This window comes from Actinomycetospora sp. CA-084318, assembly GCF_050955885.1.
Taxonomy (GTDB): domain Bacteria; phylum Actinomycetota; class Actinomycetes; order Mycobacteriales; family Pseudonocardiaceae; genus Actinomycetospora.
Genome location: NZ_CP192098.1, coordinates 111,511 through 136,866 on the forward strand (window position 1 = coordinate 111,511; position 25,356 = coordinate 136,866).

The 25,356-nt window shown below is 73.2% G+C and carries 26 protein-coding genes and 1 riboswitch; of the genes, 25 read left to right on the forward strand and 1 reads right to left on the reverse strand.

All coding sequences use genetic code 11. The annotated features are described in order from the left end of the window. Complete coding sequence (locus ACQPYX_RS00540) at positions 1–897, forward strand: alpha/beta hydrolase (protein WP_433800968.1); 897 nt, start codon at positions 1–3, stop codon at positions 895–897. A gap of 110 nt (positions 898–1,007) precedes the next feature. Beyond that, positions 1,008–1,292: a hypothetical protein gene (locus ACQPYX_RS00545; RefSeq protein ID WP_433800969.1), complete on the forward strand. Its 285-nt coding sequence runs from the start codon at positions 1,008–1,010 to the stop codon at positions 1,290–1,292. Between the two features lie 121 nt (positions 1,293–1,413). Here ACQPYX_RS00545 and ACQPYX_RS00550 read toward each other — a convergent pair whose 3' ends face one another. Beyond that, complete coding sequence (locus ACQPYX_RS00550) at positions 1,414–2,025, reverse strand: response regulator transcription factor (RefSeq protein ID WP_018331665.1); 612 nt, start codon at positions 2,023–2,025, stop codon at positions 1,414–1,416. A 444-nt stretch (positions 2,026–2,469) separates the two neighbouring features. On the opposite strand from ACQPYX_RS00550, the gene ACQPYX_RS00555 reads away from it, so the two are divergent. From ACQPYX_RS00555 to ACQPYX_RS00665, 23 genes are all read left to right on the forward strand, one after another. Further along, positions 2,470–3,825 carry a DUF1996 domain-containing protein gene (locus ACQPYX_RS00555; protein ID WP_433800970.1) on the forward strand — a complete coding sequence of 452 codons (1,356 nt, stop codon included), beginning with the start codon at positions 2,470–2,472 and terminating at the stop codon, positions 3,823–3,825. Between the two features lie 64 nt (positions 3,826–3,889). Beyond that, positions 3,890–3,996, forward strand: a riboswitch (TPP riboswitch). After that, a complete protein-coding gene (locus tag ACQPYX_RS00560) occupies positions 3,994–5,340 on the forward strand; it encodes a purine-cytosine permease family protein (RefSeq protein ID WP_433800971.1) in 1,347 nt (448 codons plus the stop codon). Its footprint overlaps the riboswitch before it by 3 nt. Positions 5,341–5,412: 72 nt before the next feature. Further along, the gene (locus tag ACQPYX_RS00565; protein ID WP_433800972.1) at positions 5,413–6,543 is read left to right on the forward strand and encodes a glutathione-independent formaldehyde dehydrogenase; all 1,131 of its coding nucleotides are present in this window, start codon (positions 5,413–5,415) and stop codon (positions 6,541–6,543) included. Between the two features lie 68 nt (positions 6,544–6,611). Next, positions 6,612–7,640, forward strand: a complete 1,029-nt coding sequence (locus ACQPYX_RS00570) for an aldo/keto reductase (protein ID WP_433800973.1) — start codon at positions 6,612–6,614, stop codon at positions 7,638–7,640. Positions 7,641–7,730: 90 nt separating this feature from the next. Further along, entirely contained in the window at positions 7,731–8,366 is a 636-nt protein-coding gene (locus ACQPYX_RS00575; RefSeq protein WP_433800974.1) for a hypothetical protein, read from the forward strand. A 208-nt stretch (positions 8,367–8,574) separates the two neighbouring features. Continuing rightward, positions 8,575–9,459, forward strand: a complete 885-nt coding sequence (locus ACQPYX_RS00580; protein ID WP_433800975.1) for a methyltransferase domain-containing protein — start codon at positions 8,575–8,577, stop codon at positions 9,457–9,459. 176 nt (positions 9,460–9,635) lie between these two features. Then, positions 9,636–11,417: a PHA/PHB synthase family protein gene (locus tag ACQPYX_RS00585; RefSeq protein WP_433800976.1), complete on the forward strand. Its 1,782-nt coding sequence runs from the start codon at positions 9,636–9,638 to the stop codon at positions 11,415–11,417. A gap of 203 nt (positions 11,418–11,620) precedes the next feature. Then, positions 11,621–11,833, forward strand: a complete 213-nt coding sequence (locus ACQPYX_RS00590; RefSeq protein WP_433800977.1) for a hypothetical protein — start codon at positions 11,621–11,623, stop codon at positions 11,831–11,833. 81 nt (positions 11,834–11,914) lie between these two features. Beyond that, positions 11,915–12,220: a hypothetical protein gene (locus tag ACQPYX_RS00595; protein WP_433800978.1), complete on the forward strand. Its 306-nt coding sequence runs from the start codon at positions 11,915–11,917 to the stop codon at positions 12,218–12,220. Positions 12,221–12,226: 6 nt separating this feature from the next. Beyond that, on the forward strand, positions 12,227–12,730 hold the full coding sequence (locus ACQPYX_RS00600; protein ID WP_433800979.1) for a helix-turn-helix domain-containing protein: 504 nt from the start codon (positions 12,227–12,229) through the stop codon (positions 12,728–12,730). Then, the gene (locus ACQPYX_RS00605) at positions 12,727–13,599 is read left to right on the forward strand and encodes an alpha/beta fold hydrolase (RefSeq protein ID WP_433800980.1); all 873 of its coding nucleotides are present in this window, start codon (positions 12,727–12,729) and stop codon (positions 13,597–13,599) included. Before ACQPYX_RS00600 ends, ACQPYX_RS00605 begins: the two co-directional genes overlap by 4 nt. A gap of 9 nt (positions 13,600–13,608) precedes the next feature. Continuing rightward, positions 13,609–14,052 carry a hypothetical protein gene (locus ACQPYX_RS00610; RefSeq protein WP_433800981.1) on the forward strand — a complete coding sequence of 148 codons (444 nt, stop codon included), beginning with the start codon at positions 13,609–13,611 and terminating at the stop codon, positions 14,050–14,052. Between the two features lie 9 nt (positions 14,053–14,061). After that, on the forward strand, positions 14,062–14,922 hold the full coding sequence (locus ACQPYX_RS00615) for an Fpg/Nei family DNA glycosylase (protein WP_433800982.1): 861 nt from the start codon (positions 14,062–14,064) through the stop codon (positions 14,920–14,922). A gap of 85 nt (positions 14,923–15,007) precedes the next feature. Next, positions 15,008–16,213, forward strand: a complete 1,206-nt coding sequence (locus ACQPYX_RS00620) for a histidine kinase (protein ID WP_433800983.1) — start codon at positions 15,008–15,010, stop codon at positions 16,211–16,213. Positions 16,214–16,236: 23 nt separating this feature from the next. Continuing rightward, on the forward strand, positions 16,237–17,142 hold the full coding sequence (locus ACQPYX_RS00625) for a S49 family peptidase (protein ID WP_433800984.1): 906 nt from the start codon (positions 16,237–16,239) through the stop codon (positions 17,140–17,142). A gap of 66 nt (positions 17,143–17,208) precedes the next feature. Beyond that, entirely contained in the window at positions 17,209–18,504 is a 1,296-nt protein-coding gene (locus tag ACQPYX_RS00630) for a hypothetical protein (RefSeq protein ID WP_433800985.1), read from the forward strand. Continuing rightward, positions 18,501–19,244, forward strand: a complete 744-nt coding sequence (locus tag ACQPYX_RS00635) for an ESX secretion-associated protein EspG (protein WP_433800986.1) — start codon at positions 18,501–18,503, stop codon at positions 19,242–19,244. Before ACQPYX_RS00630 ends, ACQPYX_RS00635 begins: the two co-directional genes overlap by 4 nt. Next, positions 19,241–19,594, forward strand: coding sequence for a hypothetical protein (locus ACQPYX_RS00640; protein ID WP_433800987.1), 354 nt, complete (start codon positions 19,241–19,243; stop codon positions 19,592–19,594). The genes ACQPYX_RS00635 and ACQPYX_RS00640 overlap by 4 nt, the downstream gene beginning before the upstream one ends. A gap of 128 nt (positions 19,595–19,722) precedes the next feature. Further along, on the forward strand, positions 19,723–20,583 hold the full coding sequence (locus ACQPYX_RS00645; RefSeq protein WP_018331683.1) for a LytR/AlgR family response regulator transcription factor: 861 nt from the start codon (positions 19,723–19,725) through the stop codon (positions 20,581–20,583). Further along, positions 20,580–21,440, forward strand: a complete 861-nt coding sequence (locus ACQPYX_RS00650; RefSeq protein WP_433800988.1) for a hypothetical protein — start codon at positions 20,580–20,582, stop codon at positions 21,438–21,440. Before ACQPYX_RS00645 ends, ACQPYX_RS00650 begins: the two co-directional genes overlap by 4 nt. 6 nt (positions 21,441–21,446) lie before the next feature. After that, entirely contained in the window at positions 21,447–23,165 is a 1,719-nt protein-coding gene (locus ACQPYX_RS00655) for a cation acetate symporter (protein ID WP_433800989.1), read from the forward strand. Positions 23,166–23,312: 147 nt separating this feature from the next. Beyond that, a complete protein-coding gene (locus tag ACQPYX_RS00660; RefSeq protein ID WP_433800990.1) occupies positions 23,313–23,669 on the forward strand; it encodes a DUF485 domain-containing protein in 357 nt (118 codons plus the stop codon). Next, positions 23,666–25,315 (forward strand): solute symporter family protein, encoded by a 1,650-nt coding sequence (locus tag ACQPYX_RS00665; protein WP_433800991.1) that lies wholly within the window; start codon positions 23,666–23,668, stop codon positions 25,313–25,315. Before ACQPYX_RS00660 ends, ACQPYX_RS00665 begins: the two co-directional genes overlap by 4 nt. Positions 25,316–25,356 lie beyond the last annotated feature (41 nt).

A 25,356-nucleotide genomic window follows, 5' to 3' on the forward strand; every position in this document is an offset into this window, starting at 1 on the left:
GTGGAGACAGAGATCACGGTCGAGTCCGACGGACTGCGCCTGGGCACCACGTACCTGCGCGCGGAGGACGAGTCGCTCGCCGGCCCGGGCGGACGACCGTGCGTCGTCATGGCCCACGGCTTCGGCGCCACGCGCGACTCGGGTCTGCGTCCCTTCGCCGAGGCCTTCACAGCGGCGGGCGCGGACGTCCTGCTCGTCGACTACCGCGGCTTCGCCGACTCCGAGGGCCCGACCCGGCGGCACGTCGACCACCGGGCGCACCGCCGCGACTACCACGCGGCGGTGGCCCGGGCGCGGCTGATCGACGGGGTGGACCCGGAGCGGATCGTGCTGTGGGGGTCGTCGTACTCGGGCGGGCACGTCGTCGCGGTGGCGGCGGCCGACCGGCGCATCGCGGGCGTGATCTCCCAGGGCGCGGCGATGGACGGGCTCGGCGCACTCGTCGAGATCCTGCGCTACGGCGGCCCCTGGCAGCTGCTCAAGGTCTCGGCGCACGCGATCGCCGACGCCGTCGGCCACGCGCTGGGCCGGCCCGAGCACCGGGTCGCGATCTACGGCCCGCCCGGTGCCGTCGCGGCGATCACCTCGCCGGACGCCGAGAGCGGCTACGGCTCGATCGTGGGCCCGTCGTTCGTCAACGACATGCCGGCGCGGGACATCCTGACGATCCCGTTCAACCGGCCGGTGACCGCGGCGCCCGAGGTGCGCTGCCCGATGCTGCTCGTCGTCGCCGCCTCGGACTCGATCGCCCCGCCGGCCGCCGTCCGGAAGGTCGCGGCGACCGCCGGGGGCCCGGTCGAGACGGTGGAGATCGACTGCGGACACTTCGACATCTACCTCGGGGAGCCCTTCGCGACCTCGGTCGAACGCCAGGTCGCGTTCGTCCGGTCGATGTAGCGGCCACCCGTCCGGGTGGTCGTGTGGCGGCGGTGAAACAGTTCCGTGGCCGCGGCGATATCTCCGGCATCAGCGGGCGTTCGGGCCCGCGCTTCTCGGGGGAGAACACCATGGGCCGTCACCACACCGCCGCCGCGCTCGTCGAGCTCGCCGCCGTCCCCGCCCCGCGGGTGCCGTCGGACGCCGCGCTGCGGTCGACGCCGTTCCCGGTGATCCCCGCCCCGCGCCAGGCCCCCGAGGCCGCCCCGGCCCCCGTCGTCGTGCCGGAGCCGCGGGGCTGGCGGGCCCGTCGCGCCGCGAAGGCCGACGCCGCCGCCGCGCGCGCCCAGGCCGTCGCCGTCGCGCACGCCCAGCGCCGCGCCCGCCAGGTCGCCCTGGCGTCGCTGACCGACTGATCCGGTCGGCCGAAGCCACTGATCCGTCCGCGACCACCCCGTCACGAACGAACGGCACTCTCGCAGCATCTATGTGCGCGAGGGTGCCGTTCGCTCGTTCAGGGGGAGGGCCGGGGCGGGATCAGCCCTCGAGCACGTACCCGCGGCCGCGGATGGTGCGGATGCGCTCGGCACCGAGCTTGCGGCGCAGGTAGCCGATGTAGACCTCGACGATGTTCGAGGTCGGCGGGCCACCCCAGACGCGGGTGACCAGCTCGTCCTGCGACATCGCCTGCCCGCGCGGGTGCCGGATCAGCGCGTCGACCACCGCGTACTCGGTGCGCGACAGGCTCACCGGCTTGTTCTCGACGAACACCTGCTCGAGCGCGGTGTCGACCATGACCTCGCCGCGGCGCAGGTAGAGCTGCGCGGTCGGCCGGTCGTCGCCGAGGCGCAGGCGCAGCCGGGCGAGCAGCTCCTCCATCGGGAAGGGCGTGACCAGGTAGTCGTCGTGGCTCGCGCGCAGCGTGGACACCGTGCGATCGCGCGCCTCGGGCGAGGTCAGCGCGATGACCGGGGTGCGGGGGCTCTCGCGGTGCAGGTCGGCGAGGACCTCCACCGGCCGCAGGCCGCTCATCTCCACGTCCAGGACGACCGCACGGGCGCCGCCGGCCCGGGCCGCGGCCCCGACGCTCCAGCTCTCCCGCAGGAGTTGGGGTTCGAAGCCGTTCGACCGCAACGCACCGACGAGCACGCTCGTTGTGCGGTGGGGAGGAGCCACACACAGCACGCGGCCCCGCTCCGCGTCCGCATAACGATTGGGTTGCATCGCGGACCAGGCTGCCGTGTGTTCGGCGCGGGGGCAACGAGCCAGCGCCGAACGGCGATGTGGTGTGTGCGACGGGCGGTTCCCTGAGAGCGAGAACCGGCGTCCGTCGCAGCCGTTCCGCCGAGCGGAGCAGTGGATCTGCTTTTCGTCGCGTCTCGCCGTGCGGTCGACGGCATCCCGGGACCTTCACTCTCAGATCACGGTCCGGTGACGGCGCGCGCTCCTAACGTTCGGCCCCGCTCCCCCCGCAGCGGCGACGTCCGGGCTCCCCCGACCGACACCCCGAGCCCCGGCCGACCGGACGCCGCCGCCGCGACCCGGACCGCTCCCCAGGTCCGGGACCGAAGAACGTCTGGAGGTCGTTCGCCCATGCCCCGACGTGGACGACATCGCACCCGGCTCCCGCTCCGGCTCCTCGCCGCCGTCGCCGCCCTGCTCGTCGGCGGTACCGCCGTCGTCCTCGGCGGCAACGCGCTGGCCGAGGACAAGGGCGGCGACTCCGGGGGCGGCAGCAGCATCCTGTCCGCCCTGACCGGCGGGAAGTCCGACGGCGACTCGAAGGACTCCGACGAGTCGTCCGAGTCGTCCGACTCCGGTGACTCCGGAGACTCCGACTCCAAGGACTCGGAGGACGGGTCGAAGGGGTCGGAGGACTCCGACGACGGGTCCGGTGACTCCGGCCGCTCCGAGGGCAAGGGCACCGGGAACGACGGCGACGGCAACGACGACGGCGGCGCCGACAAGTCTCCCGACGAGGCCAAGAAGACCGGCGACCAGAAGAAGGACGACGCGGACAAGCAGGCCAAGGGCGAGAAGAAGGTCGAGTTCGCCGGCCGCGACAAGATCGCGGCCGCCGGGGCCGACGAGTACGTCGACATCCGGTCGGTGAGCCGCAACGGCAACATCGGCGACGGCGGGTCCTTCTCCGAGGGCAGCTACTCCGTGGACTGCGGGGTCAGCGACCACAACAACTCGGACAACTACATGGCCGCGCCGGGCAAGCGGAACGGCGCCCAGCACGTCCACGACTACGTGGGCAACACGTCGACCAACGCGAACTCGAACGACGACTCGCTGCAGGCGGCCGGTACGTCCTGCAAGAACGGTGACAAGAGCACCTTCTTCTGGCCGGTCCTGCGTGACCTCAACGGCACCGGCGACGACGTCGGCCAGGACGGCGGCAGCCTGGACGGCAACGTCGGCCGCAAGCTGACCCCGACCTCGGCGCAGCTCACCTTCCGCGGGCACGGCGACCAGCAGGTCGAGGCGCTCCCGCAGCACCTCATGATGATCATGGGCAACGCCAAGGCCAAGGCGCAGGACGGCAAGAACGCCAACGCCAAGTACACCTGCACCGGCTTCACCGACCGGGTCACCGACAAGTACCCGATCTGCCCGAGCGGGTCGAACCTCGTGCGCCTGCTCGACTACCCGAGCTGCTGGGACGGCCAGAACCTGGAGTCCAAGGACCTCCGGTCGCACATGGCCTACCCGGACGCGAACGGGCGGTGCGGGGACGGCTTCAAGGCCGTGCCGGCCCTGCGCATCACCCTGACCTACGACCAGCCGGCCGGCCGGGCGTTCGCGATCGACTCGTTCCCGGACAACCAGCACGACCCGGCGACCGACCACTCCGACTACGAGAACATGGCCACCGACGCCCAGAACCAGGCCGGGGCGGACTGCATCAACCAGAAGAAGACCTGCATCAACGTGGCGGGCTGAGCACCGTCCCGTCCCACCCCTCGCGCCCCGTCGTCCGACGATCTACCGTCGGCGGCGGGGCGCGAGTGCGTTCCACGGGAGTCCGAGCGACGGACTGAGAGGGGACCTGGCGGTCCCGACCGTTCGAACCTGATCCGGGTCATGCCGGCGCAGGGAAACGGAGGCCCCATGAGCACGTCCACGCCCACCCACGACGAGGTGGCCCCCACCCTCGACGGACCCGTCCCGCGGTCCCTGGGGTTCCTCGACCAGGGCGCCTTCTGGGCCAACCTCGGCGTGAGCCTGCTCGGCTTCGCCGGGGTGCTCGCGGTGCTCCAGCCGGCGGGCGCCCCGCCCCTGACGGTGGCGGCCGCCGTGGTCGCCACGGTGGTCGGGACGGTGATCGGCAGCGCCATGGTCGGCCTCTCGGCGATCCCGGGCGCGCGCAGCGGGGCGCCCGCGATGGTCGTGCTGCGAGGACTGTTCGGCGGCGTCCTGTCCTGGATCCCGTCGGTGCTCAACGTCGTCCAGCTCATCGGCTGGGGCACCTTCGAGCTCGTCGTCATCGCGCAGGCGGGCACGCTCGCCCTCGGCGGTCCGACCTGGGCGTGGGTCGTCGGGGCGGGGGTCGTGACGACCCTGCTGACGCTGCGCCCGCTCGGCATGCTGCGCCTGCTGCGCCGGGTCGTGACGATCCTCGTGGCGATCTCGGTCGCCTACCTCGCCTGGTGGCTGTTCACCCGGCCCGCCGCCGCCGACCTGGGGCAGAGCGGCTCGTGGTCGGGCTTCTGGGCGGGCACGGACGCGGCGATCGCGGTGGCCGTGTCCTGGATCCCGGTCGCCTCGGACTACTCCCGGCACTCGAAGCGGGTGTCGACGGCGTTCACCGCGGCCACGGTGGGCTACGGCATCACCCAGATCCTGTGCTTCGTCGTCGGGCTCGCCGCACTGTCCCTGGTGGCCGGGGACGGGAACGCGGTGTTCGCCCCGATGCTCGCCGCGCCGCTCGGCGTCGTCGCCCTGCTGATCCTGACGCTGCGCGAGACCGACCAGTCCTTCGCCAACGTCTACTCCACCGCCGTGTCGGCCCAGAACCTCGTGCCCCGCGCCGACCGGCGGGTGCTCTGCGTGGCCATCGGCCTGCTGATCACGGTGCTCGGCCTCGTCGTCACCATCGACGACTACGCCGTGTTCCTCGCGGTGATCGGCTCGGTCTTCGTGCCGCTGCTCGGTGTCGGCGTGGGGGAGGCCCTGGTGAACCGGGGCCGGCTCGACCTGTCGCGCTGGGCCCCGTCGCGCCCGCTCATGGTCGTGGCGTGGGTGGTCGGGCTCGCCGTCTACCAGCTGATCAACCCCGGCGGGGCGCCCGGCTGGTCGGACGCCTGGTCGGCCCTGCGGGACGCGATCGGGTTCACCCCGCCGTCGTGGCTCTCGGCGTCGCTGACGTCGTTCCTGGTCGCGGGCCTCGTCGCCGCCGTGTTCGCGGCCCTGGCCGAGCGCACCCGGCGCCGGGAGAACGTCCCCGCGCAGGGTTGAGATCCACACGCACCGGGGGAGCCCCCGCGGGTCGGATGCGCATCCGTGCATCCCGCCTGCGGAGGGAGCGTCATGCGAGCCGTGGTCTACAAGGGGACGAACGAGGTGGCCGTCGAGCAGGTCGACGACCCCCGGCTGGAGGCGCCCACCGACGCCCTGATCCGCATCACGACGACCGCGATCTGCGGCTCCGACCTGCACATGTACGAGGGTCGGACGGTCGCCGAGACCGGCATCGTGTTCGGGCACGAGAACATGGGCGTCGTCGAGGAGGTCGGCTCCGGCGTCACGCGGGTGCGCCCCGGCGACCGGGTCTCGCTGCCGTTCAACGTCGCCTGCGGATTCTGCCGGAACTGCCTGGCGGGCAAGACGGCGTTCTGCCTGACGGTGAACCCGCCCTACGCCGGCGGCGCGTACGGCTACGTCGGGATGGGGCCCTACACCGGCGGGCAGGCCGAGTACCTGCGCGTGCCGTTCGCCGACTTCAACGCCCTCGTCCTCCCGCCCGGTGACGAGCACGAGAACGACTTCGCGATGCTCGCCGACATCTTCCCCACCGGCTACCACGCGACCGTGCTGGCCGACCTGAACCCGGGTGAGTCGATCGTCGTGTTCGGCGCCGGCCCCGTCGGGCTGATGGCCGCCTACTCGGCGGTGATCAAGGGCGCGTCGAAGGTCTTCGTCGTGGACAAGGTGGCCTCCCGGCTGCAGCTCGCCGAGGACATCGGGGCGATCCCGGTCGACTTCTCCGCGAACGACCCGGTGGAGCAGGTCGTCGACGCGACCGACGGGCTCGGGGCCGACAAGGGTGTCGACGCGGTCGGCTACCAGGCCACGGCGAACGACGGCGAGGAGCAGCCCGCCGTCGTGCTGAACCAGCTGGTCGACGCGGTGCGCCACACCGGCCGGCTCGGCATCGTCGGGCTGTACCTGCCGCAGGACCCCGGCGCGCCGGACGAGAACGCCGCGAACGGGCGACTGCTGTTCAACGTGGGCCGCTTCTTCGAGAAGGGCCAGAAGATGGGCACGGGCCAAGCCGACGCCAAGGCCTACAACGCGCAGCTGCGCGACCTGATCGTCGCGGGCCGCGCGACGCCGTCGTTCGTGGTGTCCAAGGAGGTCCCGCTCGACGAGGCGCCGGACGCCTACGCGCGCTTCGACGCCCGCGAGGACGGTTACTCGAAGGTCGTCCTCAAGCCGTAGGTGGCCGTGCCAGGTGAGCTCCGTGGCCGGAACCACGGACAGTGCTCACATGCCGACGAAGGAGGCACATGAAGTACCGCACGCTGGGCCGGACCGGCATCAAGGTCAGCCCGTACTGCCTGGGCGCGATGATGTTCGGCGCGATGGGCAACCCGGACCACGACGACTCGATCCGGATCATCCACCGCGCCCTCGACGCGGGGGTGAACTTCGTCGACACCGCGGACGTCTACTCCCGGGGCGAGTCGGAGGAGATCGTCGGGAAGGCGTTGAAGGGCCGGCGCGACGACGTCGTCCTGGCCACGAAGGTCCACGGCGGCATGGGCGACGACCCGAACCGGCAGGGGAACTCGCGGCGCTGGATCATCGCCGAGGTCGAGAACTCGCTGCGCCGGCTGCAGACCGACCACGTCGACCTCTACCAGATCCACCGCCCGTCGCCGGACACCGACGTCGAGGAGACCCTCTCCGCGCTCACCGACCTCGTGCGCAGCGGCAAGGTGCGCGCGATCGGGTCGTCGACGTTCCCCGCGTCGGAGATCGTGGAGGCGCAGTGGGTCGCCGAGCGCCGCGGGTTCGAGCGGTTCCGCACCGAGCAGCCGCCGTACTGCATCGTCAACCGGGGCATCGAGCGCGAGGTGCTGCCGGCCTGTGAGCGCTACGGCATGGGCACGCTGGTGTGGAGCCCGCTCGCGATGGGGCTGCTGACCGGGCGCTACCGCAAGGGGCAGGAGACCGACTCGCCGCGCATGTCGTTCGCGCCGGGCCGCCTCACGAACGAGCGCAAGCTCGACGTCGTGGAGCAGCTGGTCCCGCTGGCCGAGAAGGCGGGCCTGTCGATGGTCCACCTGGCCATGGCGTTCGCCGTGGCCCACCCGGGCGTCACCAGCGCGATCATCGGGCCGCGGACCATGGAGCACCTCGACGACCTGCTCGCGGGCGCCGGGGTGACGCTCGACGACGAGGTGCTCGACCGCATCGACGAGATCGTGCCGCCGGGCACCGACGTCGACCCGGGCGACGTGTCCTACGCCCCGCCCGCGATCGAGCACGCCGGGCTGCGGCGCCGTCCGACGCAGGAGCGGGCGGCGGCGTAGGGACCCCGGGAGAAGTTGCCCGTCCTCCGATCGTGAACGTCCGGCGGTGCGGTACAACCATTCCGGTATCCGCCAGGGGAGGATCGGACCGTGAGCTACCCGCAGCGTTCCTGGAACGACGGCGACGTCGAGGTCGTCCCCGGACGCCTCTGGGCGGGCGGGGTGGCCACGGCTCTCGTCGCCGCCGGCATCGCGTTCGTCGGCGTGCTGATCATCAACAGCATCTTCGAGGTCGGGATCCAGACGGCCGGGCGGTCGGGGGCGTTGGTCGACAACGCCTCCACCGTCATCCCCGTCGCGGCCGCGATCGCCGCCCTCGCCAGCACGGCGCTGCTGCACCTGCTCCTCATGACGACGCCGCGGCCGGCGTCGTTCTTCTCGGCCATCGCGGTGCTGGTGATCGTGGTGCTGATCCTGCAGGTGTTCCTCGCCGAGGGGTCGATCTCGGCGCACATCGCCACCGGCATCCTGTACGCGGCGATCGGCATCGGCATCGTCTCGATGCTCTCCGGGGTCTCGGCGACCTCGGTGCGGCCCGCGCAGCGCGGTGGTTGGGGCGGACGGACCTACGAGCCGCCGCAGCCGCAGGCCTACGACGGGCGCTACGACGCGAACTACGGCTCCTACGACCCGCAGCCGCCCTACCCGCCGCAGGGTGGCTACGGCGGCCCGCAGGACCGTACGCAGCGTTACGACCCGCGCGACCAGCGTGGGCAGTGGCGCTGACCGAATCCCTGTCGTGATCACGAGCAGTGATCGCGTCCGGACGCAGCGGCGTCATATCAAGCGATCGTGAGGCTCATCGCTCCCACGACCGCTCCGCTTGACCGGTCCGGACGGGCCTGACGACGATCGATCGTCCTGATCCTGCGGACGGGCGTCCTCGCTCGTCCGCGTGCTGGTCGCGCTCCGGCGTGACCGAAGGGTGGTCGCCATGACGTCGACGGTGAACGGGTTCGATTCCGCAGTCGTCGGAGCAGGACACGCGGGACACCTCGGCAGCGAGGCCGCCCGCCGCGAGCACGGCCGGCTCGGCGTGGGCACCTACCGCGGCCCCGGCGCGCTCGCCGCAGCGCGCCAGGGCCTGCGCGTCGCGCTGCCCGAGCCGAGCAGCCGCTTCGACCAGAACGACGAGTGGTGCGTCGTCCAGCAGCCCGACGGGTCCTGGTCGGAGTTCCGCTTCCACGACTACCACCGGATCTTCGACGTCCCGGGGCTGTACGAGAAGATCTTCTACGACGTCCTCGGCTGCGACACGCCCCGCTTCATGGCCGACCTGTTCGCGGACGCCCTGGCGGGCAGCCGGGAGTCCGCCGCCGACGTCCGGGTCCTCGACCTCGGCGCCGGCAACGGGATCATGGCCGAGGAGCTGTCCACGATCGGCGTCGCGCACGCGGTGGGCGTCGACATCCTCACCGAGGCGCGCGCGGCGGCCGAACGGGACCGGCCCGGGCTCTACGCCGACTACCTCGTCGCCGACCTCACCGACCTGCCGGCGGACGCGGCGCGGACCCTCGCCGACCACCGGCTCACCGCACTCACGGTCGTGGCGGCGCTCGGCTTCGGCGACATCCCGCCGGCCGCGTTCCGCACCGCCTACGACCAGATCGCCGACGGCGGCTGGGTGGTGCTGACGATCAAGGACGCCTTCCTCGCCGAGGACGACACCTCCGGCTTCGCGACGATGATCTCCGACGGCCTCGCCTCGGGCGCCCTCGAGGTCGTCCGCCGCGAGCGCTTCCGGCACCGCCTCGCGACCGACGCGAGCCCGCTCGTCTACGAGGGGATCGTCGCGCGCAAGCGCGGCCCGCTGGGCTGACCCCGGCCCGCGGGAGGCGGGTGGGACGTGCATCTCTTACCGGCCGGTCGGGCCTCCTGGCCCGGCCGGCCGTGCTGTTTTCCTGGCAGTGTGAAGGGGCACACATTCATGCGGACGGTGGTCCCGAGGGCACCTCGGCGCGAGGGGTGCGGGGCCGCCCGGCAAGGAGAGAAGGCATGGCCGCCACCAGCGACCCCGGACGCAGCGGACCCCCGGCGCTGCGAGCCCCCGACATCGCCACCGCGATGGAACGGGTGGTCCCCGATGCAGTCCTCGCCCGGACCGACCCGGCCCTGTTCGGCCGCACGGTCCTCCAACTCGCCCAGGGGTGGGTGACCCACCCCGGGGAGGTGGGCCGCGCGGCGTCGTCGTTCGCCGCGCTGTCGGCCCGCATCGGCGCGGCCGCGACCGGCCGCGCGTTGCGCGGACTCGCCGGCGGCACCGTCGAGAACGACCCGACGACCGAGCCGGTGCCGACGAGCAAGGACGGCCGGTTCAAGGACACGACCTGGGTGGAGAACCCGGCCTACTGGGCGCTGCGCCAGGAGTACCTCGCCCTGGTCGCGCTGCTCGAGGACCTGGTCGGCGCCGCCTCGCTCGACGAGGACTCCGACGACCGCGCCCGGATGCTCATGGGCCTCATCGGCAGCGTCGTCTCGCCGACCAACGTGCTCCCCGGCAACCCCTCCGCGCTCAAGCGCGCGTTCGAGACGGGCGGGTCGAGCGTCGTCGCCGGTCTGCGCAACGTGCTCGACGACCTCGCGACCAACGGCGGCAAGCCGCGCCAGGTCGACAAGAGCGGCCTGCGCGTCGGGAAGGAGCTGGCCGCGACGCCGGGCAAGGTCGTCTACCGCAACCGGCTCATGGAGCTCGTGCAGTTCGAGGCGCAGACCGACGAGGTCCACGCGATCCCGCTGCTGTGCAGCCCGCCGTGGATCAACAAGTACTACGTCATGGACCTCGCGCCGGAGCGCAGCCTCGTCGAGTGGGCGGTGCAGCACGGCCACACCGTGTTCATGATCAGCTACCGCAACCCGGACAGCTCGATGGCGACCACGACGTTCGCCGACTACCTCGAGCTCGGCCCGGCCACCGCGCTGGACGTGGTCCAGGAGATCACCGGGGCCGACAAGGTCAACGTGATGGGCCTGTGCCTGGGCGGGCTCATGGCCGCGCTGCTGACCACGCGGTGCGCGGTCCGCGGCGACGACCGGATCAACTCGCTCACGCTGCTCAACACCATGCTCGACTACTCGAGCGTCGGCCCGATCTCCTCCTTCGTGAGCCCGGAGATCGCCGACCGGCTCGAGAAGTCGATGGAGCAGACCGGCTACCTGCCGGCCGAGTCGATGGCCACGACCTTCGACCTGCTGCGCGCCAACGACCTGATCTTCAACTACATCGGGCCGAACTGGCTGGAGGGCAAGGCACCGCCCGCCTTCGACATCCTCGCGTGGAACACCGACTCCACGCGGATGCCGGCGGCGATGCACTCGTTCTACCTGCGTCACTTCTACCTCGACAACGAGCTGTCGAAGGGCGAGCTCGAGATCGACGGCGAGCCGCTGACGCTCAAGGCGGTGCAGGCGGACACCTTCATCGTGGCGGCGGAGAACGACCACATCGCCCCGTGGAAGACCTCCTTCACCTCCACCGAGCTGCTCGGCGGCGACGTCACCTTCGTGCTCTCGACGGCGGGCCACATCGCCGGCGTGGTGAACCCGCCCAGCCCGAAGGCCAAGCACTGGGTCGGCACCGTCGGGGCCACCGGCTCCGACGCGCCCGGACCGGACGCGTGGCGGCAGCGCTCCACCGAGATCCAGGGCTCCTGGTGGGAGACGTGGATCGGCTGGATCGACGAGCGCGGCGGGGACATGCAGAGTCCGCCGCAGGTCGGCAGCGAGGCGCACCCGGTCCTCGGTGACGCGCCCGGCCAGTACGTGCTCGGCAGCGGCTGACCCGTCCCGACGACGGGGTGGGAGGCGGTCGGCCTCCCGCCCCGTCGCGTCCGGAGGTGGCGCGGGCGTGACCGTCCGGTCACCGCGCCGTGACGCGCCTTGACGCCGGTGGAGCCGGAGGGCACCGTGTTGCGTAGAGCGCGACGGCGGTGCGGGGATCGCAACGGACGCTCCGATCACGAACGACGTCGAACGGTTGCCCCATGGACCAGCACCCCTCCGAGCACCTCGTCCGGTCGGCCTCCGTCGCGTGGCGTCGGGTCGTCGACGACGCCGTCGGGTCGCGCTACGACACGGCGTTCCTGCGGCTGGACCTCCTGCTCACCGCCCCCGAGTCCCGGTGCGACTGCCCGGAGTGCCTCCTCGAGGTCGACCGCCGACTGGGCGCGATCCTCGCCTCACTCCCGCGCCCCTGACACACCCCCGGGTGCTCGGTATCCTGAGCGGTTGATCGGCCGGTCGAGCAGACCGGCGCCGTCGCAGGAGAGGAGCCGAGGATGTCGACCTCGAACGGCACTGCCCCCACCGGGAACGTCACCGACCAGGTGGCCGACGCCGTCGCCCGCGGCCAGCAGCTGATGACCGAGCTGGCCTCCGGGGTCACCGAGCTGTGGAGCGCCGCGCTCTCCGGGGCCGACGACGCCACGCGCCGCGCCGGCAGCGGGACCGTCGTGGGCAGCCTCCCCTCGACCGCCGCGGAGTTCGTCGACCGTGCCTACGACACCGGCATCGCGGTGCTCGAGATGCAGCGCTCGGCCGCGCACCAGATGCTCGGCGCCGTGTCGGCGCTGCGCACGCGCTGACCCCCGATGTCCTCGCCGAACGGCGCCGCGGGCCGGGCACGTCCCACCACGGACGCCGCCGGGTCGGTGTGGGACGCCCAGCGCCGCGCGCTGGGCGCCTTCATCCGTGACCAGCGGCGTCTCGCCCGGCTCTCGCTGCGCCAGCTCTCGGCGCTCTCGCACATCTCGAACCCGTACCTGAGCCAGGTCGAGCGCGGGCTCCACGTGCCCTCGGTGCGTGTCCTGCAGGCCATCGCCGACGCGCTCGACCTCTCCGCGGAGACCCTGCTCGAACACGCCGGACTCGTCCGCGAGCAGGCCGGGTCCGCGGGTGGGACCAGCCCGACCGCCGATCCCGCCGTGGAGCGGGCGGTCCGGGCCGACCCCCGGCTCACCCAGGCGCAGAAGGAGGCGCTGATCGCGGTGTACCGCAGCTACACCGACGGGCGCCACGACGCCGCTGGCGCCTCCCACGCGCCCGACACCGCCGACGGGGCCGCGCCCCGGACGCCGGAGGGAGTCCCCCGATGACCGCCACGACGCCCCGTCCCGCCCTCGAGGCCGCGTCTCCCGAGCCGGTCGAGCGGACGCTCGCCGTCGCGGGCCGGCGCCTGCGGGTCGCGGTCCGCCCCGCGGTCCCCCGGCCGGCGGGCACCACCGCCCCGCGCCCGCTGGTGCTCGTCAACGGCATCGGCGCCAGCCTCGAGCTGCTCGACCCGCTCGTGGCCGCCCTCGACCCGGGCCGCGAGGTCATCCGGTTCGACGTGCCCGGCATCGGCGGCTCGCAGCTCTCGGCCGTGCCGCTGCCGATGGCGGCCCTCACCACGCTGCTGGCGGACCTGCTCGACCAGCTCGACGGGCTCACCGGCACCTCGCACCGCGTGGTCGACCTGCTCGGCCTGTCTTGGGGCGGCGGGATCGTGCAGCAGTTCGCGCTGCAGTACCCCCGGCGCACCGGGAGCCTCGCGCTGGTCTCCACCGGGACCGGCGTGATGATGGTGCCCGCCCGGATCAGCGTGCTCGCCCGGATGCTCACGCCGCGCCGCTACAACGACCCCTCCTACCGGCGCGACGCCGGCCGCGAGATCTACGTCGGCGAGGACCCGGACGCCGTGGACGCGCTGTTCTCGCGCGTCCGGCCGGTGCGGGCGCGTGCCTACCTGCACCAGCTCTTCGCCCTGACGACCTGGACGAGCCTGCCGGTGCTGCCCCTCATCGCGGCGCCGACGCTCGTGCTCGCCGGTCGCAAGGACCCGGTCATCCCGATCGTCAACGCCCACGTGATGGGCTCGCTGCTCCCGCGCTCCGAGGTGCACCTGCACCGCGGCGGCCACCTGGGGCTGCTGACGCGTCCGGATGAACTCGGTCCGGTGGTCGAGGACTTCCTGAATCGTCACTAGGCTGCCGGTATGGCCCAGAAGATGGTGGAGGACGTGAACGGCCGGCTGTGGTACGTCACGTCGAAGATCATCTGGTTGGAGCGGTCCGAGGGCTTCGAGCACGAGAAGGAGGGCGGCCGGAACGCGGCGATCATCATCATCGCGATCATGGGTCTCCTGATCTTCGCCCTCATCGCCTGGGCCATCACGGTCCCCGCGGTCGAGGTGCCGTGGTGGATGGGCGTGTTCCTCTTCCTCGTCGTCGCGTTCTTCCCGGCCCGGTGGGCCCTGCGGCGGCGCTGGCTGATCCGCGCCGAGGGCGGGCGCCAGTCCGACGACGACGACTCCGGTGAGGAGTGGGGCGGCTTCGTCCGCGGCCGCACCGAGGCCAAGGCCGAGTTCCGCCAGATCGTCCGGACCCTCCGCAACCGTGGCACCCCCGCCCGGGCCAACAGCCCGCTGCAACCCCAGTAGGAGGGCCCCGTGCCCGAGCTCCCCGAGGTGGAGGCGCTCGCCGAGCACCTGCGCACGCACGCCATCGCCCGGCCCGTCGCGCGGGTCGACCTCGCGAGCATGACCGCGCTGAAGACCTTCGACCCGCCGCTGTCCGCCCTGACCGGGCGGCTGGTCACCGGCGCCGGGCGCATCGGGAAGTTCCTCGACGTGGACCTCGACGGGCTGCACCTCGTCGTGCACCTCTCGCGGGCCGGGTGGATGCGCTGGCACGAGCAGGCCTCCACCACCCCGCCGAAACCGGGCAAGGGCCCGCTCGAGCTGCGGGTCCACCTCGAGACGGTGGGCGGCCCGGGCTTCGACCTCACCGAGGCCGGCACGCAGAAGCGACTCGCGGCCTACGTGGTGACCGACCCGGCGACCATCCCCCAGGTGGCCTCGCTCGGCCCGGACGCGCTCACCCTCTCCCGGGCGCAGTTCGGCGAGATCGTCGCGGGCGCGTCCACCCGTCTGAAGACGCTGCTGGCCGACCAGCGGACCATCGCCGGCATCGGCAACGCCTACTCCGACGAGATCCTGCACGTCGCGAAGCTGTCGCCGTTCGCCATCGCCGGGAAGCTCGACGCCGAGGCGCTCGACCGGCTGCACGCCGCGATGATCGCGGTGCTCACCGAGGCGGTCGACCGGGCCGTCGGCCAGGACGCGGCCCTGCTCAAGGGCGAGAAGCGCTCCGGGATGCGGGTGCACGCCCGTACCGGCCTGCCGTGTCCGGTCTGCGGGGACACCGTGCGCGAGGTGTCCTACGCCGAACGTTCCTTCCAGTACTGCGCCACCTGCCAGACCGGCGGCAAACCGTTGGCGGACCGCCGCCTGTCCCGTCTCGTCAAGTGAGGCATACCGCCGAACGGATGATCACCCGTCGTCGGGAACGTGTGGCTCGTTGCTCTGACGGGGTGGCGGGGGAGACGATGACCGCGTGCTCGGCTGGCTGACCTCCCCGACCGTCCTCGTCGTCCTCGGCGTGGTGGTCGTGCTGGTCGTCGTCGGGGTCGTGGTCTACCAGCGGTTCCGGCGGCGGCACGCCTTCGCGTCCCCGCTCGAGCGGGCCACCTTCTCCACGCTGCACACCGTCTCGCTCGCGGCGCCCGCGCTGCGCGAGGGCCTCTCGGAGTCCTCGGCGCAGTTCGCGGTGCCCTACCTGCGCACGCTGCTCGACACCGAGGCGCTCTCCATGACGGCGGCGGACTGCGTGCCGCTCGCATGGGACGGCGAGGCGGAGCACCACAACCTCGACGTGCGGTTCTACGCCGAGAAGGTGATGAAGACCGGGCGGCAGCAGATGGCCAGCCGGCGCGACATCGAGTGCGGGGACGACCGCTGCCCGGTCAAGGGCATCGTCGTCGTCCCGCTGGAGGTCGACGGCAACGTCGTCGGGACGCTGGCGGCGGTCAGCGGGGAGACCCCCGGGCCGGTGCTGCTGCGGGCGACCGCGGAGGTCGCGCGGTACGTCTCCAGCCAGCTCGAGCTGGCCGACCTCGACGACTCGCGCGACCGGCTCAACCGGGCCGAGGTCCGCGCACTGCGCGCCCAGATCTCGCCGCACTTCATCTACAACGCGCTGAACACCGTGGCCTCGTTCATCCGCACCGACCCCGAGCGGGCCCGCGAGCTGCTCATGGAGTTCGCCGACTTCACCCGGTACTCGTTCCGGCAGGCGGGCGAGTACACGACGCTCGCCGAGGAGCTCAAGAACATCGACCGCTACCTCATGCTCGAGCGGGCGCGCTTCGGCAACCGGCTCGCCGTCAAGGTGCAGGTGGCGCCGGAGGTGCTCTCGGTGGTGCTGCCGTTCCTCGCGCTGCAGCCGCTCGTGGAGAACGCCGTGCGGCACGGTCTGGCGGGCAAGGTCGAGGGTGGCACGGTGACGCTCACCGCGGAGGACTCGGCGAGCGAGTGCCTCATCACCGTCGAGGACAACGGGGTCGGCATGGACCCGCAGGCGCTGCGCGAGGACAACCGCGACGCCCACCTCTCGGGCGCGCACGTGGGGCTCGGCAACGTCGACGACCGCATGCGCTCGGCGTTCGGGCCGGACTACGGCCTCGTCGTGGAGACCGAGCGCGGCGCCGGGACCAAGATCAGCCTGCGGGTGCCGAAGTTCCGGGCGGGCGTCCGGGTCTGATCGGATGCGGCAGACTGGCTGGTATGGACCTCCGCCTGCCCTCGGCCCTCAAGCTCCCGCCGGCCGTGTCGTCGGTCCTGCCCGGTGCGCTCGCCTCGCGGGTCTCCGGCGGCACCGTGTCGGTGGTGCGCCTGAACGGCGTCATCGCCTCCGCGTCCGGCCCCGTGCCCCGCGCCGTCATCAACCTGCAGTCCGTCGAGTCCGCGCTCACGCGGGCGTTCGAGGCGGAGAACGCCGTCGCGGTCGCCCTCGTCGTCAACTCGCCCGGCGGATCGCCCACCCAGTCCCAGCTCGTCGCCGACCGCATCCGCGGCCTCGCCGCCGAGCACGAGCTGCCGGTCCTCGCCTTCTGTGAGGACGTCGCAGCCTCCGGCGGCTACTGGCTCGCCTGCGCCGCCGACGAGATCTACGCGTGCCCCACCTCGCTGGTGGGCTCCATCGGCGTGGTCAGCGGCGGCTTCGGCCTGACCGGGCTGATCGAGCGCTTCGGCATCGAGCGCCGGCTGCACACCGCGGGCGCGAACAAGGCCCGGCTCGACCCGTTCCAGCCGGAGAAGCCCGAGGACGTCGAGTGGCTGCTCGGCATGCAGGCCGAGCTGCACCAGCTGTTCATCGAGTGGGTCCGCAGCCGGCGCGGGGACGCGCTCGACGAGTCCGCGGACCTGTTCACCGGTGAGGTGTGGACCGGCCGACGAGCGCTGGAGCTGGGCCTGATCGACGGGATCGGGACGCCGCGCGAGGTGCTGAAGGAGCGCTACCCCGACGCCGAGGCGGTGGCGGTGGAGCCCCGCAAGCCGCTGCTCGCGCGGCTCGGCGTGGGCGTGCTCGCGGGCGTGCCCGGTCTCGGCGCCCTCGACCCCGCGGCCGCGGTCGTCGGGGCGCTGGAGTACCTCGAGGACCGGGCCGTGTGGAGCCGCTTCGGGTTGTAGGGGGCTGCGCCGAGTGAGTAGTAATCCGTGCTGGAGGACGGATTACTACTCACAGGACGGAGTCACATGCCGGCGGTCGGCTGGGACGGACGCGACGTGTCCGGGCTCAGCCATGAGCAGATTCACCGCTGGACCCGCGACGGGGCGAGCCCGGAGGCCCTGGCCGCGGCCCGGGACCGCCACCTGGCCCGCGCCGACGAGCTGCGCGGCGCCGCGGAGCGGCTGCAGGCCGCGCAGCGCGGTGTCGGCGAGACCTGGGTCGGCCGCGACGCCGACGCGGCGGGCGCCCGCTCCCGTGTGCTCGCGCAGCGCATGGAGCAGCTCGCGGAGACCGTCGGGGGCCAGGCCCGCGGCGTCGACGGCCTGCGCGCCGCGCTCGTGCGGGTCCGCGCGGCCGTCGGCCCGCCCCGGCCGCCCGCGCTGCCGAGCCTCGGCGTGACGCCGGTGCTCGACGAACTGCGGTCGCTGGTCACCGGCCGCCCCGCCGACGGCTACGGCGGGTTCCGGGCGGCGGCGGCCGACCAGGCCGCGGCCCGCGAGGCGTACCGGACCTACCTGTCCGAGACGGCCGCGGCCGCGCGCGGGGTCGGTCCGGCGGGCGCCGGACCCGCGCCGGCGCCGGGCACCGCGCCCGTGCCGACCGCCTCCGGGCGCGCGCCGCTCCCGGTCGGCGCCCGCGGGGCCGCGAGCGGGGTGCTGCAGCGCGCGGCGGCCCCGGCCGGCCCGACGACGGGCTCCGGGGCGGTCCCGACGACGGGTGCGGGCGTCCGACCGCCGGCCGCAGCCGGTGCCGGGGCGGCCGCGTCGCCGGTGACACCGGTCGCCGGGCCCTCGGCGACCGCTGCCGCCCCGGGCTCGACCGGCCTCGGTGGCGGGCCGAGACCCTCCGGCGGGACGACGGCGGGAGGCGTGCCGGGAGGTGTGGCAGGCGGTGCGGCGAGAGGGGTGGCGGGTGGTGGTGCGGGTCGTGGTGCGGGCGGTGTTGCGCCGGTGCCCGGCGCCGCGGCGCCCGGTCGCCGCGGACCGGGGGCCGCCACCGCCCGACCGCCCGGACCCGGTCCCGGTGCGCCGCGCCCGGTGGCCCCGACCCGTCCCCCGGACGAGCGAGCACCCTCGGCGGTCGGCCGCCCCCCGCGGCCACCGCAGGTGCTCGCTGATCACCGACCCGCTGCCCGACCGGACGACTTCGGGCCCGACGGGCCGATCCCGCAGGCACGGCCGGAGGACGGGGAGGAGCCGACGGAGGAGGGCCGGGAGGCCGTCCCGGTGCGGCACGAGAGCTGGCTCGTCGACCCCGACCCCGCGGGGTGGGGCGCGGGCGGGCGCCGGGTCGCCCCGCCGGTGCTGGGGGAGGGCCCGTGATCACGGTGCGCCGCCACGAACTGCTCTGGGTGCTCGAGCAGTGCGGCGTCGGCGACTGGCCCTACCCGCTGACGCCCGTCGCCTGGCCCGCGGACACCGAGGACGAGACGGTGCTCGCCCGTGCCCGGACCGAGGACGCGCTGGCGGGTCGTGGCCTGCTCGCGCCCGGGCCGGCCGCGACGCTGCTCGCCGTCGGCACGGCCGTGCGGGACGCCGACCGCCAGGTCGACCTGGTGCGCCGCGGGGCCGGGCCGGTGGCGGCCGTCGCCCTCGGCGGCCGCGGCGGGGCCGCCCTGCTCACCTCCGCCGACCACGCGGGCGCCGACGTGCAGGTCCGGGCGGTGGCGCCGGACGAGCTCGCGGCCGCGGTGCTGGGGCTCGTGCCGCGCCTGCCGCCCGCGCCCGGCGGACCGCTGGAGGTGCCGCCGCCCGCGGCGGTCCTGGAGACCCGTCGTCGGGAACGGCAGCGGCTGGCCGTCGACGCGGTCCTCGAGAGCGCCACCGCCTGGACACAACTCGGCACCGCTGTTACTCCGAACGGGGTAAGTTGGGCGGACGACCGTGCAGATGCACGGATCAAATGGCTCGACTCGCCCCGCGGTCGCTACCGACTGCGGCACGATCGGCCCGGGGCAGGGTCGCCGGGAACGGCACGGCTCGTGCCGGACGACGCGGCGTCGCCCGGCACGCGGGCCGAGGTCGAGGCGCTGCTGCCCGAGCCGGGGAGGAGCACGACATGAGCGGACCGGGCCCCGCGTCCGAACGCGGGTTCGCGGCGCTCGACCCGGCCGACGCCGAACGCTTCGCCGGCAAGGTGGACGACCTGGAGCGCACGGTCGCCGAGGCCCGGGAGGCCCTCCGCCGGCTCGCGGAGGACCCGCTGGCCACCGGGACCGGCCAGGAGAACGCCGAGATGGCCGCCTGGTACCGCGAGCTGCTCGTCACCGACACGGTGCCCGCGGCGGACGACCTGGCCCGCCAGCTCGAGGCCGTCCGCCGGGCGGTCGTCGAGGGCACCGCGGCGTGGCGGGAGTCCGAGGGCTCGATCCGGGACTCGCTCGACCCCGATCCCGATCCGGGTCAGGGGTGATCCGATCGGGTGACGGAGTACGTCAGGTCCGGTAGCGCCGCGCGTCGGAGGGCCGACCCGGGCACGGTGACACGGGCAGGGTCCCTATCGTGGACGTGGGACCGACCCTTGGGCAGGATGGCGCGACAGTGACTACCAACGACAACGACGGCCTCGTCGTCCTCGCGGTCGACGACGAGGAACCCGCTCTCATGGAGCTCGCCTACCTGCTCGAGCAGGATCAACGCGTCTCGACCGTGCTGAAGGCGAACGACTCCATCTCGGCGCTGCGCATCCTGACCGGCGGCGACCAGGTCAACCTGGGCGGGTTCGGCACGCCGCCGCAGGGCATGGCCTCGCCCGCGAAGCAGTCCGACGTCGACGTGCTCTTCCTCGACATCCGGATGCCGGGGCTCGACGGCCTGGAGCTCGCGCAGGTCCTCTCGCGCTACGTCATCCCGCCGTCGGTCGTCTTCGTGACCGCCCACGACGACCGCGCGGTCGAGGCCTTCGACGTCGGCGCCGTGGACTACCTGCTCAAGCCCTTGCGCCCGGAGCGGCTCTACGCCTCGCTCACCCGCATCCTCGCCTCGCGCGGCACGACGGTCCCCGTCGAGCCCGCCGTCGAGGAGGAGGGCGACGACGAGGTGATCCCGGTCGAGCTCGCCGGCACCACCAAGCTGGTGCAGCGCTCCACCGTGCGCTGGGTGGAGGCGCAGGGCGACTACGCCCGCCTGCACACCACCGAGGGCAGCCACCTGGTCCGCATCCCGCTGTCGGTGCTCGAGGAGCGCTGGTCCGACGCCGGGTTCGTGCGCATCCACCGCTCGTACCTCGTCGCGCTGCCGCTGATCACCGAGCTGCGGCTGGCGGGCTCGGGGTACGTGGTGCGGCTCGGCAACGGCAACCAGCCGGGCGAGGTGGCCGAGCTCCCGGTGAGCCGCCGCCACACCCGTGAGCTCAAGGACCGCCTCGTCCGCTCGACGAAACAGGCGTGGGGCCGGCGGTGACCGCCACCGACGGGCGGACCCGGGCCGGGGGCGAGGACCCCGACCCGGTCGGCCCGCCGGACGCCCGCCCGGCCGAGGGATCGGGGCCGCAGGAGGTCCCCGCCATCGCGCGCGTGCGCGCCCGGGCGGCGACGTCACCGCCGCGGCCGACGCCCGGCCCGGTGCCGCCCGGGGTCGCCCGCCGGGTGGGTCGGCACGCCCGACCCGAGTCCGAGCACACCGGGCACACCCCGCCGCCGGGCTACCGCCCCCGGCACGCCGCACCGAGCGAGGACGCGGGCCCGGCCGAGGTCGTGCCGATGTACGCGGAGCGCCCGCCCGCGGGTCCGCCCACACCGGCCGCGCCACCCGACGTCGAGATCGACCCGACGCCCGTGCGCGGGCTGCCGCTCGCCTCCACCTTCCCGGCCTCCGGCGTCACCGCCTCCGAGGAGGTGCGGTTCGACGACAAGAAGCCGCTCTACGGACCCGGGACGGGACCCGAGATCCCGCACGCGACGCCGCCGGAGCGGCAGCGGATCGTGCTGGCCGAGCGTCGCTCGCCCACCCGCGCGGTCGGCACCGTCGCCGAGATCGAGCAGCAGACCGCGACCGGTGAACTGCTCCTGTCCAACCTCATGCGCTCGCAGCTCATGCTCGCCGTCCGGCTCGCGGTCGTCGCGGTCATCGTCCTGGGCGTGCTCCCGGTCGTCTTCCTGACGATGCCCTCGGTCGCCGGGACCGTCGTGTTCGGCGTCTCGCTGCCGTGGGTCCTGCTGGGCGTGCTCGCGTTCCCCTTCCTGCTCCTGCTGGGATGGCTCTACACCCGGACGGCCGAGCGCAACGAGCTCGACTTCGCCGACGACGTCGAGGACTGAGCCGCCATGTCCGGGTCGGACTCCGTCGTCGCCGTCGTCCTCTTCGGGCTCGCGGCCGTCGCGGTCATCGCGATCGGCTCGCTCGGGGTGCGTGTCACCCGCTCCACCGACGACTTCCTGGCCGCGTCGCGCACGGTGCGCAGCCGCGCGAACGCCGCCGCGATCGCCGGGCAGTCGCTGTCGGTCGCGTCGTTCCTCGGGATCGCCGGCATCGTGCTCTCGCACGGGGTCGACGGGCTCTGGTACCCCGTCGGGTTCGTTGCCGGGTTCGGGGTGCTCCTGCTCTTCGTCGCCGCCCCGCTGCGCCGGTCCGGGGCGTACACGGTGCCCGACTTCGCCGAGACGCGGCTCGACTCCACGACGCTGCGCGGCCTCACCACGCTCGTCGTCGTGGTGATCGGCTGGCTCTACCTGGTGCCGCAGCTGCAGGCCGCCGGGCTGGTGCTGATGGTCGTCACCGGTGCCCCGGGCTGGGTCGGGGTGCTCGCGGTCGGTCTCGTGGTGACGGCGGCGGTCACCTTCGGCGGCATGCGCTCGATGACGCTCGTCCAGGCGTTCGGCTTCTGGCTCAAGGGCGTCGCGCTCGTGCTGCCGGCCGTCGTGCTCGTCGCCTGGTTCCTCGGGACGGGGCTCACCGCGGCCCCGGACCGGGGCGGGGTGGTCGCCTTCGACCGCCCGACCACCGTCGAGATCCACGACCCGGTCCAGCTCACCGTGGTCGACCCGGTCACCGTCGAGGTGCGGCCGGACGGCGGGGACCCGTCCACCGTCACCTGGGGCCCCGGGACGCAGGACATCCCGCGCGACACGACGCTGGTGTTCCCGGCCGGCGCCCGGATGCCGGTGGTGGGCGAGGCGGTCACCGACAACCGGGCCTGGGACACGCCGTTCGGCGACGGGCAGCGCGACCCGCTGTGGGTGTACTCGCTGCTGCTCGCGACCTGCCTCGGGACGGCGGGGCTGCCGCACGTGCTGGTCCGCTACTACACCAACCCCGACGGGCGGGCGGCCCGCCGCACGACGGTGCTGGTCATCGCGCTGCTCGGCTTCTTCAGCATCGTGCCGATCGTGCTGGGGGCGCTCTCCCGCTCCGTCGCCCCCCAACTGCTCACCGCGGGCGAGGGTGACGCCGTGGTCCTGCTGCTGCCCTCGCTCACCATCGGCGGCTGGATCGGCGCCGCGATGGGCGGGCTCGTCGCGGCCGGGATCGCGGCGACCCTGCTGTCGGTGTCGGCGGGGCTGCTGCTCTCGGTGGCCGGCGTGCTCTCCAGCGACGTCCTGCCCGGGCGCCTCGGCGACTTCCGGATCGCCGCGCACGTGGCGGGGGTGGTGCCGATCGTCGGGGCGCTGGTCTTCGCCCGGCTGGAGTTCGCGCACGCGGTGACGCTGGCGCTGGCCGTGGCCGCCTCGACGTTCGCCCCGCTGCTGCTGCTCGGCATCTGGTGGCGGGGACTGACCGACCGGGGGGCGATCAGCGGGATCGCGGTGGGCGGGACGCTCTCGCTCGCGGCGGCCGTCACCACCCTGGCCGGGGTCCGGCTCGACGGCGTCGTGGGCATCCTGCTCGGCCAGCCGGCCGCCGTGTCGGTGCCCGCCGCGGTGATCACGATGGTGGTCGTCAGCCGCGCGACGGCCTCGCGGATCCCGGCCCAGGTGGGCCGGACCCTGTTGCGGCTGCACGCTCCCGAGCGTCTCGGGCTCGGCGAGATGCGTGTGGGTCGCTGAGATCACCCACTCGCTTCACACAGGGCATACAGTACGTAACGCCTTTCGCCACACGAAAGGACCATCTGCGCCGGAGTGACGCCCACTAGGGTTCGTCCGTTGGAACTCCGGCACGCGGCGGACCGACGGCCCCGAAGGGTGAGACGCATGAGCGCGACCGAGGAGAGCTCGAGGGGTTCCGACCCGCTCGGAGCTCCCACCCCCTACGAAGAGATGCAGCGGAACCCGGAGTTCAAGGCGCTCCGCAACCGCTGGCGTCGCTACATCTTCCTGATGAGCGGCCTGTTCCTCGCCTGGTTCCTGGTGTACGTGCTCCTGGCCGACTTCGCGCCCGGGGTCGTGAACACCCGCCTGGGCGGCACGAACTTCACGGTCGGCCTCCTGCTCGGCCTCCTGCAGTTCGTGTCCACCTTCGTGATCGCCGTGCTGTACGCCAAGTTCGCCGAGAAGAACATCGACCCGCAGGCCGAGGCGCTGCGCGAGACGGTGGAGGGGAAGCTGTGACGACCGGACTGCTCGCCCAGGGCGGGGCCTCCCAGCTCGGCAACCCGTACCTGAACATCGGGATCTTCCTGGCGTTCGTCGTCGTCACCCTCTTCATCGTCTACCGGGTGAGCCGGTCGGCGACGACCGCGTCGGACTACTACGCGGCCGGGAGCTCGTTCACCGGCCCGCAGAACGGCGTCGCCATCTCCGGGGACTACCTCTCCGCGGCCTCGTTCCTCGGCATCGCCGGCGCGATCGCCGTCAACGGCTACGACGGCTTCCTGTACTCGATCGGCTTCCTGGTCGCGTGGCTCACCGCGCTCCTGCTGGTCGCCGAGCTGCTGCGCAACGTCGGCCGCTTCACCCTCGGCGACGTCCTCGCCTTCCGGATGAAGCAGCGCCCGGTGCGGGCCGCGGCCGCCGTGTCGACCCTGGTGGTCTCGTTCTTCTACCTGCTCGCGCAGATGGCGGGCGCCGGCGGCCTGATCTCGCTGCTGCTCGGCATCCCCAACACGCCGGGCACGATCTTCGACGGCCAGTCGATCGTCATCGCGCTCGTCGGCCTCGTCATGATCGTCTACGTCCTCTACGGCGGCATGCGCGGCACCACCTGGGTGCAGATCATCAAGGCGACGCTGCTGGTCATCGGCGCCGCGGTGATGACGGTGTGGGTGCTGGGCCTGTACGGGTTCAACCTCTCCGCGCTGCTCGGCGCCGCGAACGACGGGTCCCCGACCAACCTGCTCAACGCCGGCAACCAGTACGGCAAGACGATCACCAGCCGGATCGACTTCCTGTCGCTGGCCGTGGCGCTCGTCCTCGGCACCGCGGGTCTGCCGCACGTCCTGATGCGCTTCTACACCGTGCCCACGGCCAAGGAGGCCCGCCGCTCGGTGAACTGGGCCATCTGGATCATCGGCATCTTCTACCTGTTCACCCTGGTGATCGGGTACGGCGCGGCGGCGATCGTGCCGGCCAACCTGCTGTCGTCGAAGAACGTCAACGACGCGGCCCCGCTGCTCGCCTTCGAGCTCGGCGGCACGGTCCTGCTCGGCGTCGTCTCGGCGATCGCGTTCGCGACGATCCTCGCGGTGGTCGCCGGCCTGACGATCACCTCGGCGGCCTCCTTCGCCCACGACGTGTACGCGTCGGTGCTCAAGGAGGGGAAGCCCGAGCCGGGCTCCGAGGTCCGGGTCGCCCGTCGGACCGCGCTCGTCGTCGGGTTCGTGGCGGTGATCGGCGGCATCCTGGCCAACGGCCAGAACGTCGCGTTCCTGGTGGCGCTCGCGTTCGCGGTGGCCGCCTCGGCGAACCTGCCGACGCTGCTCTACTCGCTGTTCTGGAAGAAGTTCAACACCACCGGCGCGCTGTTCTCGATCTACGGCGGGCTCGTGTCCTGTGTCGTGCTGATCGTCTTCTCGCCGGTGGTGTCCGGCTCGTCGACGTCGATCTTCGGGGAGGGGACGGACTTCGCGCTGTTCCCGCTGTCCAACCCGGGCATCGTGTCGATCCCGCTCTCGTTCCTGCTGGGCGTCGTCGGTACCTACGTCGGGGCGAACAAGGGCACCGCGGCCGAGCAGGAGGAGCACGAGCGCAAGGCCGCCGAGATGGAGGTCCGCTCCATGACCGGCGCGGGCTCGTCGAACACCGCGGTCTCGCACTGAGGGGTGCACCCGGTGGGGGATGCCCCACCGGGTGCTCACCG

What these genes read in the sequence shown, in the direction of transcription:
- ACQPYX_RS00565 (WP_433800972.1), top strand. Translation starts at nt 5,413, where the DNA reads ATGCGAGCCGTGGTCTACAAGGGGACGAACGAGGTGGCCGTCGAGCAG.
- ACQPYX_RS00630 (WP_433800985.1), top strand. Translation starts at nt 17,209, where the DNA reads ATGCCGGCGGTCGGCTGGGACGGACGCGACGTGTCCGGGCTCAGCCAT.
- ACQPYX_RS00610 (WP_433800981.1), top strand. Translation starts at nt 13,609, where the DNA reads ATGGCCCAGAAGATGGTGGAGGACGTGAACGGCCGGCTGTGGTACGTC.
- ACQPYX_RS00625 (WP_433800984.1), top strand. Translation starts at nt 16,237, where the DNA reads ATGGACCTCCGCCTGCCCTCGGCCCTCAAGCTCCCGCCGGCCGTGTCG.
- ACQPYX_RS00660 (WP_433800990.1), top strand. Translation starts at nt 23,313, where the DNA reads ATGAGCGCGACCGAGGAGAGCTCGAGGGGTTCCGACCCGCTCGGAGCT.
- ACQPYX_RS00655 (WP_433800989.1), top strand. Translation starts at nt 21,447, where the DNA reads ATGTCCGGGTCGGACTCCGTCGTCGCCGTCGTCCTCTTCGGGCTCGCG.
- ACQPYX_RS00545 (WP_433800969.1), top strand. Translation starts at nt 1,008, where the DNA reads ATGGGCCGTCACCACACCGCCGCCGCGCTCGTCGAGCTCGCCGCCGTC.
- ACQPYX_RS00640 (WP_433800987.1), top strand. Translation starts at nt 19,241, where the DNA reads ATGAGCGGACCGGGCCCCGCGTCCGAACGCGGGTTCGCGGCGCTCGAC.
- ACQPYX_RS00570 (WP_433800973.1), top strand. Translation starts at nt 6,612, where the DNA reads ATGAAGTACCGCACGCTGGGCCGGACCGGCATCAAGGTCAGCCCGTAC.
- ACQPYX_RS00600 (WP_433800979.1), top strand. Translation starts at nt 12,227, where the DNA reads ATGTCCTCGCCGAACGGCGCCGCGGGCCGGGCACGTCCCACCACGGAC.
- ACQPYX_RS00580 (WP_433800975.1), top strand. Translation starts at nt 8,575, where the DNA reads ATGACGTCGACGGTGAACGGGTTCGATTCCGCAGTCGTCGGAGCAGGA.
- ACQPYX_RS00555 (WP_433800970.1), top strand. Translation starts at nt 2,470, where the DNA reads ATGCCCCGACGTGGACGACATCGCACCCGGCTCCCGCTCCGGCTCCTC.
- ACQPYX_RS00595 (WP_433800978.1), top strand. Translation starts at nt 11,915, where the DNA reads ATGTCGACCTCGAACGGCACTGCCCCCACCGGGAACGTCACCGACCAG.
- ACQPYX_RS00560 (WP_433800971.1), top strand. Translation starts at nt 3,994, where the DNA reads ATGAGCACGTCCACGCCCACCCACGACGAGGTGGCCCCCACCCTCGAC.
- ACQPYX_RS00585 (WP_433800976.1), top strand. Translation starts at nt 9,636, where the DNA reads ATGGCCGCCACCAGCGACCCCGGACGCAGCGGACCCCCGGCGCTGCGA.
- ACQPYX_RS00590 (WP_433800977.1), top strand. Translation starts at nt 11,621, where the DNA reads ATGGACCAGCACCCCTCCGAGCACCTCGTCCGGTCGGCCTCCGTCGCG.
- ACQPYX_RS00605 (WP_433800980.1), top strand. Translation starts at nt 12,727, where the DNA reads ATGACCGCCACGACGCCCCGTCCCGCCCTCGAGGCCGCGTCTCCCGAG.